This is a genomic window from Spirosoma gilvum, from assembly GCF_054776815.1.
Window position 1 is genome coordinate 97,630 of record NZ_BAAHBH010000008.1, and the last position, 13,595, is coordinate 111,224.

Below are 13,595 nucleotides of genomic sequence, written 5' to 3' on the forward strand. Positions count from 1 at the left end.
TTTTTGTAACTTCGAGGATTAACCTATCCTTGCCAGCTTATTTATGCCGGTTTCTACCGCTACTCTTCCTCAACTTGTCCATCAGATTCGTGAAAAATTCGAAGGCGCTAATGTAGCGCGCTGTTGTATTCTTATTGGAGCCGGTTGCTCTTATAATTCCAAAATTCCTCTTGGTAGTGGAATCGTAGAGTTGCTCCGAATGGAAGCCTTTCGACAGCAACATATATTCGAATCGACAAATTGGCCTTTAGAAAACGCGTCTGAATACCAGAAGCAGTTTGAGGCATATCTCGACGCGAAGAGTATCCGACAGGATTTCGATACGTTTTGTACGACTGGGCAAGAAGAACTTCAACAACAAATCGATAATCTGTCTGCCGATATAAAAAAGAGTAAACTGCCACTGGAAGTCCAGAAAGTTGTTCCTGAGCAACAAAATGCCTATTTTGAGGAGAAGAAAGCCGAATTTTATCAGGATGCTCAGTATGAATACTGGTTTAATCGATATAGTGAAAATGCCAGTGACCGTCAACGTTTCGTCGAGCGTGTTATTGATGGTAAGGATACAGGCTATGGATACGTGACACTGGCTAGTCTGATGGCGGAAGGGTATGTACGCAACGTATTTACAACCAACTTTGATGATTTGTTGCATGATGCCCTGATGCTGTTCTTCAACGAACGGGCGAAGGTATATGCACACTCGGATTTGAGTGATTTTCTGAATCTTCGTGATAAGAAGCCGAATATTATCAAGCTACATGGTGATTTTCGTTATCAGGATATTCGGAATACTACCTTCGAAATTGATGAAACCCGGAATCGCCTTTCCGAGAAATTGTGCGATGCCTTATCCGAAACGCCTTGTTTCAATCTGGTTGTTATTGGCTACGGTGGTGCTGACGTGTCTATTCTGAATCAATTGCAGAAAGCGAAACTGCAAAACCCACTGAGTCCATTTCGGCTTATCTGGACCGACCGCAAGCCGCTCGACCAACTGCATTGGCGTGTAAGACATCTATTAGAAACAACGCGCAACAACTTCTTCCTTCAAATTGAGAGCTTTGATTTGTTAATGCTTCAGTTGCATCAGGCATTACAACTCAGGCCCGTCAATATTGAAGAAAAAGCCAAAGAACGCCAGCGAGAAATCGACTCCTATTATGGGCAGATGCGTACGGAAGTGGCTAATGCCAATTTATCATCAGAGGACAAAGAGTCGTTGCAGGACTTTTTACAGGCCAACAAATTATTTAACCAGGCTTTGGAAAGTGAGGATTTAAATGAACAATGCCTGCTCTATGAGCAAGCCTTACAGTTCCGTCCAGATTACCCTGATGCACTCTACAACTGGGGTGTTACTTTAGATCAACTCAGTCGGTTTGGCGAATCAATAAGTAAATATGAACAGGTTTTACAACTCAAGCCTGACTATTTTAATGCGCTTATTAATTGGGGCATCGCTCTAGGTAAGCTCGATCGGTTCGAGGAAGCTATAGGCAAATTCAAGCAGGCCTTTCATCTAAAACCTGACAGGCCTGATGTATTTATCAACTGGGGTGCAGCATTATACAAACGAGGACGGCTTGAAGAGGCTATTGATAAATATCAACAGGCATTACAACTTAAGTTAAACGATTTACCGACTGCCGCTAAGGTAATAGAAAATTGGGGAGTTGCCTTGGACGAACTTGGAAGGTTTGACGAGGCAATTAGTAAATTCAAGCAGGCTTTACAATTAAAGCCTAACTATCCTGACGCGTTCAACCATTGGGGCGTTACTCTAGGTAAGCTTGAGCAGTTTGACGAGGCAATTGGTAAGTTCAGGCAAGCTTTACGGCTTAAGCCTGACTATCCTGACCCATTTGTCAATTGGGGAACTGCTTTATACCACCTTGGAAGATTTGAGGAAACTATCGATAAATATGAACAGGCATTGCAGCTCAAGTCTAACGATCCAAAGTTATTTTGTAATTGGGGTATTGCTCTGAATAATCTCGGACGGTTTGAGGAATCTATTGTTAAATACGAGCAGGCTTTACACATCAAACCTAGTTATCCCGATGCAATCAATAATTGGGGTATTACTCTAAGCAAATTAGGGCGATTTGAGGAAGCCATTGATAAATACGAACAAGTTTTGAGACTCGAATCTACCTATACTGATGCTCATTTTAATATGGCTTGTGCATATGGTATGATGACAAATATTTCGGAAACCATTCGTTGTCTTAATAAATGGCGTGAAGTAGATAAGACTGCCTCAGTTGAAAAAATAAACAGTGATTCCGATTTAGATAGGATTCGTAAAGACCCAGTCTTTCAACGTTATCTTCAAAGTTGGAAATAGAATCAGTTACTTTTATTCTTTCAGTTCATTAAGCACAAAGGTTGCCATTTTTGGGAGTATATAATGTTGAAGAATAATTTGCGAAACTATTAGCCCACCGCTTTAGCTGTGGGCTAGAAAAAGGTAGGTATTACCTTAACCGTTTTAACAGTTTGTCTGGCTTGAAACCGTTAAAACGGTTATATTTTGGTGAAATTAATTTTTGATAAACCACAACTAAAGTAGTGGGCTAATACAGTTATTTTTCGGTAATTTATTTCCCTCCCGGCCGGGTTGGACGCACTTCGATTTTGCTGGGGAGGGTTCGGGCGGGCATTTTGATCAGGTCCGAAACGATCTGGCCAATGTCTTCCGGCTGGATTTTCCAGGCATCTTTCTCGTTGGGCTGATGATCGTTGAAATACGTGGCAACCGAGCCCGGCATGATAGTCGATACTTTGATACCTTCGTTTCGTAGGTCGAGCATGACGGCCTGCGTAAAACCCACCAGACCGAATTTGCTGGCATTATAAGCGGCTCCTTTCTCGAAGAAATTGGTACCGGCCAGACTGGCAATCGTAATGAAATACCCTTCGGATTTCTTCAGCGCGTCGATAGCCGCTTTGGCGGTATAAAATACACCGGTCAGGTTGATGTCAATGGTTTCCTGCCATTGTTCGGGAGTCAGGTCCTGAATGGAAGCAAAATGCCCTACACCTGCATTGGCGATTACATAATCCAGTCGCTCCCATTTTTGTAAAATACTGTCGACAACTCGTTGCTGTGAGGCCAAATCCCGTACGTCGGCACCGATGCCTAAGGCGTAGCCGGGTTTAATTTCATTCAGTCTGGTGGCTGCCAATTCGGCGGCTACTGATGAGCGGCTGGTAATGGCTACCCGAATACCTTCGTTGATGAGCACTTCGGCAATGCCGTAGCCAATGCCTTTGGAACCGCCCGTAATGAGCGCGGTTTTGATACTTTCTGCCATGAGAACTAGGAACGAAATGGTTTCTGTTTCGCCCATAACCCCGAAGCTAACGGAAAGGTTTTTGACGAAAAGCCTTTCTTTGACATGTTCAGCGTAAGCTTTAGAAGAAAATCAGAAACGGTTTAGAGCCGATTCAGACGATAATTGAGCGTAACAATTCCCTGGATACCCGGCCAGAATTTATCCCAGTTTGTCAGGCCAATACCGGGTTGATAGGTCATATAATTGGCGAATAGGAGGTAATCCGTGCGTTTGCTGAGACCGATAAATTTCTGTAGGCCAAGGTCCAGATTCCAGCGTTGCGAAAAGCGAATGTTCATGGCTGCCGTTACGCCCAGGCCCATTACGAAACCCGTTGCCGATTGGGTGGAATACATATCCTGACCACTCGGAAATGAACGAATCGTAGCATTCTGGTCGTACTGAGAGCCAATCAACAGCAAGCCGATGGGTAGCCCAATTTTTGTTGTGGGTTTAACCATCCGAATGGCGTCGATGCGGGCACCAACTTTGGCCGAAGCCCCCGACGTATTGATGGCGCTAAAACCGCAATCGCAGACGTAACCGGAAGGAATTCGACTGGCATGATTCTGATAGGTGTACCCGGCGCTGGCCACCAGCGCCCAGCGATTCAGGTCTGGGCTCCAGGCGGTGGTGAACTCGATAGACCGGCTTGGGAGGGTAGCCAGATTGGTGCCGATTTGCCCTTGCCAGGATTGAGCTGTTACCGAATATGTGATCAGAAGTAGCAGGTAGAGTAGAAGGTGTTTCATTGGCAGGTTGAGTGGTTAATGGAAAATTGGTCTGATGATAAGGCTGTTTTCAGCCCCCCGCTTTTTTCGCTTTATACCCCTTGTTAGTCAGCCAGGCCAGTACTTTGTCGCGATGGTCGCCCTGGATCAGAATTTCATCGTCTTTGGTCGATCCCCCCGATCCACAGGCCGTTTTCAGTTGTTTACCCAAATCCGCCAAATCGGCATTCGTACCAACAAATCCCCGTACAGCCGTAACGACTTTATTACCGCCTAATTTCACCAGCCAGATTTTTAGATTTTGCTGAGCAGGCGGCAAGGTTTCGGCTTCCGATGGCTCGTCTGACTCATACTGAAAATCCGGATTGGTCGAAAATACAACACCCGATCTGTTTTTCTTGCTCATGCGAAATACCAGTTTGAGCGCAAAATTACGGCTTTATGTCGAACTCTCGCTCTCAATACAAATGGACCCAAAACAGAAGTGTAAGGTTGGAAATGAAATTTTGCGGGTATGATGGACCTGTAGGGAAATCCCCCGTTCGTCCGCGATTATATCGCGGATGCGCGAGATTCGCGTCTGTGACGCGTATTTAAATGGATTCTCAATCTCGTAGCTAAAAAAGCTGTCATTAGCGTCACAGACGCGGACCTCGCATATCCACGATGCAATCGCGGACGAGCCACAGAGTTTACAGTTCCAATAACTGCCGGACGGCATCGCTATACGTACTGCCGCTGGTGAGTTTTGTACCCTTTTTGTCGTTCAGGGCCAGCACGAATTTACCATCGAAATGCCGGTGGATTTCACCAATCCTGTGCCGATTTACCATGACCGACCGACTAATGCGAACGAAGGTATCGGGTAGTTTTTCGTTTAAGGTGGTCAGGGTATAGTTGGTCAGGTATTTCTGTCCGTCGAGGGTGGATAGGAAAACGTATTTGTCTTCGGCTTCAAAGTAGGCGATGTCCGAAAGAGGAATCAGAATAATTTTTTCGCCCGTTTTTACCGAGATCGAATAAATTTCCTTCTTTGGCTGCATCTGGGCCAGCAACCGCATCAAACTATTGGTCATAGGATTGTTGATGGGTTGGCTGGCTTCGTTCCGCTCGACCAGGTTACGGATTTTTTGTGCCGTACGAGTTAATCGGTCGGCTTCAATTGGCTTGAGCAGGTAATCGACTGAATTTTCTTCAAAGGCTCGGATGGCATATTGATTGAATGCCGTTGCAAACACAACCATCGGAACGGCGGTCACTTTCGACAGCATTTCGAACCCGTTCAGCAGCGGCATTTCGATGTCCAGGAAAATGATGTCCGGGCGCTCAGCTTCGATCAGGGTAAGGCCCTCTGCACCGTTGGCTGCTTCGCCAATTATCTCGAAGGTTTCACGATGTTTGTCGAGTAATCGGCGTAATCGACTGATGGCCAAAGCTTCGTCGTCGATCAGAATGGTTCTTAATGGGAAAGTCATAAACGTGTTGAGGTTAAGCGTCGGGCGTTACGGTGGTATCGGTACTACGAATTTTGTCCATACTGATGGATAACAACACTTGCTTGAGCGGCCAGTTCTGCAGTTCGACGCGGGCATCGTTGCCGTAGAGCAGCTTCAGTTTATCCTGAATACTGCGTAGGCCGTAGCCACCATCCATATTGTCGGGGAAAGCAGGGCCATTGTCGTGTACACATAGGCATAACTCCCCAGCTTTTTCATAGATCCTGACATCGATCCGGCCCGAATCAGCCCGTTTGGCAATGCCGTGTTTGATGGCATTTTCGACAATGGGTTGTAACAGAAACTGCGGTAATTTGAGGTCATTAAGCGCTGGGTCAGACACTTCTACACTGAATGTGAGTCGGTTGCCGAATCGAACCTGCTCTACTTGCAGATAGGTGCGAACCATCTCCAGTTCATCAGCCAGGGTTGCATACAATTCGCCAGTCCGCCCGGTCGAATACCGGAACAGTTTGGACAACAGCAGGGTCATTTCTTCAGCCTTGTCGGGGTCTTCATGCACCAGACTGGCAATGCTGTTGAGCGAATTATAGAGAAAATGCGGATTGATTTTAGCCTGTAGGGCGTCCAGTTCGGCACGGGTCTTCAGCTTTTCCAGGTTCAGCAATTGAAATTCCTGTTCAGAAAGCTTGCGCGTGAGTTGCCGACCCTGTTGCAGAACGTATAAAAACATATTGGCAATCAGCAGGTCGCCCAGGATGTAGAAGTACCAGGGTGCTGTTTTTTCGATGCCCTCCGGACGCTTCAACAGTGCTTCGATATGCGGTCGGCCCAGAAGTTCGTAGAGCCCTATATTGACGACGGTAAAGCTGCATACGATAACCACGCTCATGAACAGGTGCCGTACCCAGATGGCTGGAAACTGACTAATAAGCCAGCCTGAGAGTGCCCAGGTCAATAAAAACGTAACGGCACCATCCGACATATTCTGAATTACCAGAAACCGGTAAAGACCGACCATGTTGGGGTCCTGAGTGGTTATGATCAGATTGGTGAAGTAGATGATGGCGTTTGACCCGTAAATCAGCAGCGCTCCCAAGATCATCCCGATCAGCGTGCCCCAGCCCGCTTTTTGCAGAATAGTGGTTAAGGTGATCGACTCAGATCGCAGCTCGGACTTAGGGCGGTATTTGCTACGGCCCGAAAAGTTGAATGTAGCTCCTTCGACATTGGCGCCGGTCAGGTTTACATCTTCGAGCGAACTGAAATTCAGATTGGCTTCGTATAGATCAGCGTCGGTGAAGTCGGCACCTTCCAGATTAGAGAAACTCAGATTTGCCTGTCGGAGAATCGCCCCCCGAAAATTGGCTTTGCCGAGGTTCGAAAAACTAAAGTCGGCCTGGGTCAGATCGAGACCACTGAAGTCAAAACTGCCCAGGTCCGAGCCCATCATATTGAGTCGCCGGCCATTTTTGCCAATCGTACCAATGAGTTGTTCGCGAGTCATTTTCTTAGGTTACGGTTTACGGTCTCAGTTGTCGGTTTATGCCTGGCCGTCGTTAGGGCTGACTGACACTCCTATAACGCTTGCGTCAGCCGTTCATAAACCGAAAATCGTAAACTTATTTATAGCGGTTCGATCTACTTTTGGCCAAGGTTGGCGATAGAGCGTTGGCAGATTTAAATGTACTAAATTTTTCGGCGGCCTGATTCATAGCCTGCTTGTTCAAAACTAGCATCTCGTCGGGCACTTTGCCGTATTTTTCTGACGAATCCCGCAAGGAGTGGAGTGAAATAGGGTAGGGGGGAGATGAAGCCGGTTTAGCCTGATAGCCAGTCAGATCTGAAATTTGCCCTGATAAAAGTCAGTTTTAGGCGGTAAACATTTGGTAATATGCGTAGTTAGTGACGTAATTTACCTTTACACCTGTGATTCTTCCGACTACTACTTTGATTTGCTTCCCCCTTTCTATCGGTCAGCTACGTCCCTGGCGTGAGGGCGATGAAGATTCCTTGATTCACCACGCCAGCAATCGACATATATGGAACAACGTACGCGACTTTTTTCCATACCCCTATACACCACGGGATGCGCATTCCTGGGTACGCTCCAACAAGTCATACCAGCAGCCCAGCAATCTGGCTATTGAAATTAATGGGCAGGCTGTAGGCAATATCGGATTTACGGTAAAAGATGATATCTATCGTTACAATGCCGAGATTGGCTATTGGATCAGCGAAGATTATTGGGGGCGTGGTGTAATGTCGGAAGCGGTGCCTATCGTGACGAATTACATCTTTCAGAACTTTCAGGTAAACCGCATTTTTGCCTGTGTACTGGAAGGGAATATTGGCTCCATGCGGGTGCTCGAACATGCAGGGTATCGGCACGAAGCTATTCATCGAAAAGCGGCCGTTAAGAACAATCAATACCTGGACGAACACATTTTTGCCATTCTGCGGTCAGAGCATAAACAGTTGAATTCCCCGGAGGGCGCTAATTAACTTGTAATTCATCAATATTTCATTGGATTATAGTATCTATTGCTAAAAACTTGCTTAACTATACGCCAATTTTGTGGTTAATTTGTAAGACTATTGCCGCTTCGGCGGACAAGCATTCATGCCGAAGATCGTTATTGCCATTGATGGATATTCGAGCTGCGGGAAAAGTACAACCGCTAAAGCTGTAGCGGCCCGTATGGGTTACGGATATATTGATACCGGCGCCATGTATCGCGCTGTGAGTCTGTATTTTATCCAGGAGAAGGTGTCCTTTTCCAGCCATCGGGATGTACTGCTGGCACTGGAAAATATCCATATTGCGTTCAAGTTTAATTCGCGTACGGGTAAGAACGAAACCTGCCTCAACGGATTGAATGTGGAAGATGAAATCCGAAAGATGTACATCTCCAACATCGTTAGCGAAGTCAGTGCCATACCCGAGGTGCGTTGGGCTATGGTGGCTCAGCAGCAGCAAATGGGACGCCGGCGGGGCGTTGTGATGGACGGACGCGATATAGGCACCAAAGTTTTTCCCGATGCAGAAGTAAAAGTGTTTATGACGGCCGATACCTATACGCGGGCCAGACGTCGTCAGCAGGAATTACTGGCGAAGGGTGAACTGGTGAATCTGGATGAGATTATCCGTAATATCGAGAAACGCGATCACATCGACACCACCCGCGCCGAAAGTCCACTTGTACAAGCGCCCGATGCCATTTTGCTGGATACGTCCTATATGACTATCGAAGAACAGGTCGACTGGGTGATCGAACTGGCCGACCGGCGTTTATCCGAACTCCACCGCGAACGGGAGAAAAAGCTATTGGTGAAGTAGTTAATTGGTGAAGAGGTTGATGGGTTAACTAGGCTTATTACACCTGTTAACCCATCAACCTCTTCACCAATTAACTGACCAACTAATCTATGAATATTGATTTCTTAATCGTTGGGCAAGGTGTAGCCGGATCAACGTTGGCCTGGACACTCGACCGGCGAGGTTGCTCGGTTGTACTGGCCGACGACCCAGCCTTACCGACGGCTTCTACCGTAGCGGCTGGTATTGTTAACCCGCTGACTGGCCGTAAGCTGGTTCGTACCTGGAAAGCCGACGAATTATTTCCGTTTTTACATAGATTTTATAGGCAGATTGAAGCTGATCTGGGAGTTCGGTTCTTTCAGGACAAAAATATTTATCGGCCTTTTCGATCGTCGGACGAAAAAACGGCTTATTTGGCCTATGTCAGTGATCCAGATATTCAGCCGTATGTCGAGAAAGTTGTTGATGATCAGCTATATAGTCCATTCATTCATAATCCGTTTGGCGGTATTGAAGTGACGCAGGGGGGATGGCTGGATTTAACCGAGTTCATCAGAATTATAAAAGGGTATTTTATAAAAAAAAATCAATATTACGAAGGACGTATCTTGCCCGCTGATCTGACAATCAGCGACAATAAAATTGAGTGGCAGGGACTAACTATTAACAAAGTTATATTTTGCGACGGGGTTCAGGCGCGCGAGAATCCGTTATTTGACTGGCTTCCGTATAATCCCGTGAAAGGGCAAGTTCTGACGGCGGTTGCTGAAGGATACTCTATTAAGAATATAGTCAATCAGGGAGTATTTATATTGCCGGTTCGGGAGGGGCTGCTAAAAATTGGGGCTACCTATAGCTGGCATGATCTGGATTGGCAAACAACCGACGGCGGTCGTGAGTTTTTAGAATCGAAAGTTCGGCAGATTTTAAAAGTACCTTATACTATAGTAGCACAGCAGGCAGGTATTCGACCGTCCACTAAAGATCGACGGCCCTTTATCGGATTACACCCAAGGCATCCGTCGGTTGGAATTTTTGGTGGGATGGGAACCAAGGGTGTATCGCTTGCCTCGTATCTGGCTGAGCAATTTGCCCGACATTTGTTAGACGGCGAAGATTTAGAGCCCGAAACGAATATTAGTCGTTGTGTTTCGTTATTATCGAGTAGTGAATAACTTAGTAGTTAGGAGTGAGGAGTGAGGAGCGAGGAGTGAGAATGCTGACGCAAGCTAATAGTTGCCGAATGGATTCTCGCTCCTCACTCCTCACTCCTCGCTCCTCGCTCCTGATTGCTAAACACGTATGCGAAATCAGTACATTTTGTTGTTAGGTCTATGGCTGGGTGGATTGAGCGTGGCAACGGCGCAAAACTACCCATCGCTCGAACGGTTTGGGAAAAACCGGATTCAGTATCGGGACTTCGAGTGGAAAATTATCCGAACCTCCAATTTCGAGATTTATCATTATCAGGATGGTACTCAGATTGCCAATCTGACAGCGCAGTATGCCGAGTCGGAATTCGACCGAATTACTGAACTGCTGGGTTATACACCCTATAATCGGGTCAAGATATTCCTCTTTAATTCGCCTGCTGAGCTTACCCAAAGCAATATTGGACTGAATGCCCAGAGCGGACTTAATAGCCGGGAGCAAAACCTGTCGAAATCGCGGATTGAGCTGGCATTCACCGGTGACCAGATCAGCTTTCGGAAGCAGATCATTCACGATGTGGCCATGCTGTTCGTGTACGACATGTTGTATGGGGGGAGCCTGAAAGATGCCCTCCAAAGCTCATTATTACTGACGCTACCTGATTGGTTCATGCCCGGTATTGCTTCTTACATTGCCGAAGGAAATAGCCTGGAACTGGACGACTATATGCGCGATGTGTCGCTTACGCGTCCCGTTCGGAAGCCATCGTTATTGTCAGGTGTTGATGCTGAACGGGTTGGTCATTCGATCTGGAATTACATCGTACAGCGGTATGGTCGTGATAATGTCTCGAACATCCTGAACCTGACCCGCATTATTCGGAATGAACAAAACAGTATTTCCAGCACATTAGGTATTCCTTATAGCCGGTTTCTGCGCGAATGGCGCGAGTATTATGCGGGTATGGCGAACGGATTTGCCCAGTCGAATACGCTGACGACAGATGGCTTTGAGTTTAATGTTGGGTCGACTGATGATAAAACGTCATTGGTAAGTCTGAAATTAAGCCCTGATAAACAGTTTATTGCCTATTCAATTCTGCGTGATGGTAAGTTTCATGTTGAGGTGGTCAACACAGCCAATCGGAAACGAACGACGGTATTATCGGGAGGGTATCGACTCGATGGTGAGCTGATTCGCGCCAACACGCCCCTGGTGGCCTGGCAACGGGATAATAACCTGCTGATCATTACGGATGAGTTGGGCGAAACGAATCTGTATCAGTACAGTGGTTTTGAGAAACATCCTAAGCGTCAGTTCAAGCGGAAAGTGAATGGATTGTCGCAGGTCGTCTGGATGGATGCATCGGAAGATGGTGGCAGCCTGATTCTGAGCGCTGATCGGAAAGGGCAGAATGATATTTTCCTGTACAGTATCAACCGGGGTTCGTACCAACAACTGACCAACGACCTATACGATGATATGTATCCGGCTTTTATCGGTCGTACAGCGCGGCAGGTGGTGTTCAGTTCAAACCGTCGGGACGATACATTAGGCGTTGATAAAGGGTCCTACAGAACGATTCGTGATCAGATGGTACTTTTCTCGCATGAGGGAAGCGCCCGCGACCTGTCGGTATCGCGACTGACCGATTCGCTGTATCATGCTACGCAACCGATTCCGGCCAGTGAATCAACGATCTATTTTCTGAATGATGTCAACGGCATTCGGAACCTTTATAAGTTGCAAACGGAAGGCGGTTCGGTAGCGCAACTAACGGCTTTTCCACAAAGTATCCGGCTGTATGATCTGATTCCGTCGAACGGTGGATTTGTGTATAGCAGTCTTAAAAATGGTCGTGAGTTTATAGGATTCCGTTCGCAAATCAGCCTGACTCAATCGGTTTCGTCGACACCTACGCAACGGAGCCAAAGTATTGCCCGAACCATGGGGCCTCGGGTTAGCCAGTCAAAAACCGATACAACCGCAAGGCCAACGTCTATTGCTGCTGATTCGAGCAAAACCAATCCGGCTCAGCCAACGACTACCCAGCCCAATACGGGTTCAAAACTAGCCCTGGAGCCCGGTGAAGTCGATACGGATAATTACCAGTTTGATCCCGAAATCTTAAAAGCTGCTGAGTATCGGCAGCGTCGTTCGATCACCGGAGCATCGCCAAGTATAGCAACTACCTTACCCCGTAATCGTCGTCGGGAAAATATCACAATTCGCGGGCCGTTCGAGTATAAAGGAACGTTTGGCATCAATGAAGCTCCTTCGAGCTGGCGTGTTGACCCGATCAAAGGGTTTGGGTATGCACAGGATGTAACACTGACCGATTTGCTGGAGAATCATGTAGTACGTGCAGGAGGGTTTATTAGTCTTACTAACACCTTGCGTAACAGTGAGTTGTTTGCCGAATACACCAATCTAACGCATCGGATCGACTATGGGGCGCGGATTGATCGGCAAACCCTGTTTGTTGATGGGGCTGGACTGCTGCAGAAGTATCGGTATAATCGCTTTGCGGTATCGGCTTCCTATCCGATTTCGGTAAATAGCCGCTTTACGGTATCACCCTTTTATGCGCTGACCCGACTAATTGATCTGTCATCGTTTGCCGAACCCGATCACGTGTCGGATTATGCTGGTCTGCGGGGTGAGTTTGTCTTCGACAATTCTAAGGTAAACGGTATGAATATGGTCGAAGGAACACGCATGAAGCTACGGTATGAAGAGTATGCGGGTTTGCGATCTTCGTCGGAAGGCTTCCGGAGATTGTCGTTCGATTTAAGACATTATCAGAAAATTCACCGCGATCTGATTCTGGCTGCCCGTTTTGCCTTTAGTCAGTCGGGTGGTGCAGCGCCCAAGAAAGCCACATTGGGCGGTATGGAAAACTGGATTGGCCCGAATCCAAAGGAACCAAGCTCGACCAACCCGTTAGTTATTCCGAGTCCAGAGGCAAATGCTATCCTATACGACTACCGTGATGTGTTTTTCCTGGATTTTGCCGCTCCGCTTCGAGGGTTCCGTCAGGGTAAGCTTACCGGAAATAGTTATATGCTTTTCAACGCTGAGCTTCGGCTACCGCTGGTTCGGTATCTGTACCGTGGCAACATTACGTCAAATTTCCTGCGTAATCTGCAATTGGTTGCTTTCACCGATATCGGCACCGCCTGGACGGGTGCAGGGCCATTTAGTCAGCAGAATAGCCTGAATACAGAAGTGGTTGGTGGTAACAAAATACCATTCCGGGCAATTGTTACGAACTTTAAAAACCCATTCCTGATTGGCTACGGTGCTGGGGTCAGGACCATGATATTTGGGTATTTTGTGAAGTTCGATTACGCCTGGGGGCTTGAAGATAAGACAGTTGGTAAACCAATTGCTTACCTCTCACTCGGGTACGACTTTTAGATAAGTTGATTTTTTTAGCGAAAGGGCTTCCCGTTTATGTAATGGGGAGCCTTTTTGCGTAATAAGCAGACGGAATTGAAGTTTATAACCAATTAATAGATAAAAAATAACGAATACTTATTTAGGCACATAGTTTGATATGACTTGAAATTCTATTATTAAAGTTTACATA

10 protein-coding genes are annotated in these 13,595 nt (G+C 46.8%); 5 read left to right on the forward strand and 5 right to left on the reverse strand.

What is annotated here, in order from left to right; translation table 11 throughout:
* Nucleotides 1-43 precede the first annotated feature (43 nt).
* On the forward strand, nt 44-2,350 hold the full coding sequence (locus tag ACYVFD_RS20970) for a tetratricopeptide repeat protein (protein ID WP_461092458.1): 2,307 nt from the start codon (nt 44-46) through the stop codon (nt 2,348-2,350).
* 253 nt (nt 2,351-2,603) lie between these two features.
* Here ACYVFD_RS20970 and ACYVFD_RS20975 read toward each other — a convergent pair whose 3' ends face one another.
* From ACYVFD_RS20975 to ACYVFD_RS20995, 5 genes are all read right to left on the reverse strand, one after another.
* The gene (locus ACYVFD_RS20975; protein WP_461092459.1) at nt 2,604-3,320 is read right to left on the reverse strand and encodes an SDR family oxidoreductase; all 717 of its coding nucleotides are present in this window, start codon (nt 3,318-3,320) and stop codon (nt 2,604-2,606) included.
* Nucleotides 3,321-3,442: 122 nt separating this feature from the next.
* Entirely contained in the window at nt 3,443-4,093 is a 651-nt protein-coding gene (locus tag ACYVFD_RS20980) for a hypothetical protein (protein ID WP_461092460.1), read from the reverse strand.
* A 49-nt stretch (nt 4,094-4,142) separates the two neighbouring features.
* Complete coding sequence (locus ACYVFD_RS20985; protein ID WP_461092461.1) at nt 4,143-4,478, reverse strand: translation initiation factor; 336 nt, start codon at nt 4,476-4,478, stop codon at nt 4,143-4,145.
* 286 nt (nt 4,479-4,764) lie between these two features.
* Entirely contained in the window at nt 4,765-5,547 is a 783-nt protein-coding gene (locus ACYVFD_RS20990; protein ID WP_461092462.1) for a LytR/AlgR family response regulator transcription factor, read from the reverse strand.
* Between the two features lie 13 nt (nt 5,548-5,560).
* A complete protein-coding gene (locus tag ACYVFD_RS20995; protein ID WP_461092463.1) occupies nt 5,561-7,036 on the reverse strand; it encodes a histidine kinase in 1,476 nt (491 codons plus the stop codon).
* Nucleotides 7,037-7,479: 443 nt separating this feature from the next.
* On the opposite strand from ACYVFD_RS20995, the gene ACYVFD_RS21000 reads away from it, so the two are divergent.
* The 4 genes from ACYVFD_RS21000 (at nt 7,480) to ACYVFD_RS21015 (ending at nt 13,423) form a co-directional block, all read left to right on the forward strand.
* Nucleotides 7,480-8,034 carry a GNAT family N-acetyltransferase gene (locus tag ACYVFD_RS21000; RefSeq protein ID WP_461092464.1) on the forward strand — a complete coding sequence of 185 codons (555 nt, stop codon included), beginning with the start codon at nt 7,480-7,482 and terminating at the stop codon, nt 8,032-8,034.
* Between the two features lie 118 nt (nt 8,035-8,152).
* Nucleotides 8,153-8,869, forward strand: a complete 717-nt coding sequence (gene cmk, locus ACYVFD_RS21005) for a (d)CMP kinase (RefSeq protein ID WP_461092465.1) — start codon at nt 8,153-8,155, stop codon at nt 8,867-8,869.
* Between the two features lie 89 nt (nt 8,870-8,958).
* Nucleotides 8,959-10,026, forward strand: a complete 1,068-nt coding sequence (locus ACYVFD_RS21010) for an NAD(P)/FAD-dependent oxidoreductase (protein WP_461092466.1) — start codon at nt 8,959-8,961, stop codon at nt 10,024-10,026.
* Nucleotides 10,027-10,153: 127 nt separating this feature from the next.
* A complete protein-coding gene (locus ACYVFD_RS21015; RefSeq protein WP_461092467.1) occupies nt 10,154-13,423 on the forward strand; it encodes a hypothetical protein in 3,270 nt (1,089 codons plus the stop codon).
* The last annotated feature ends 172 nt before the right edge of the window (nt 13,424-13,595 follow it).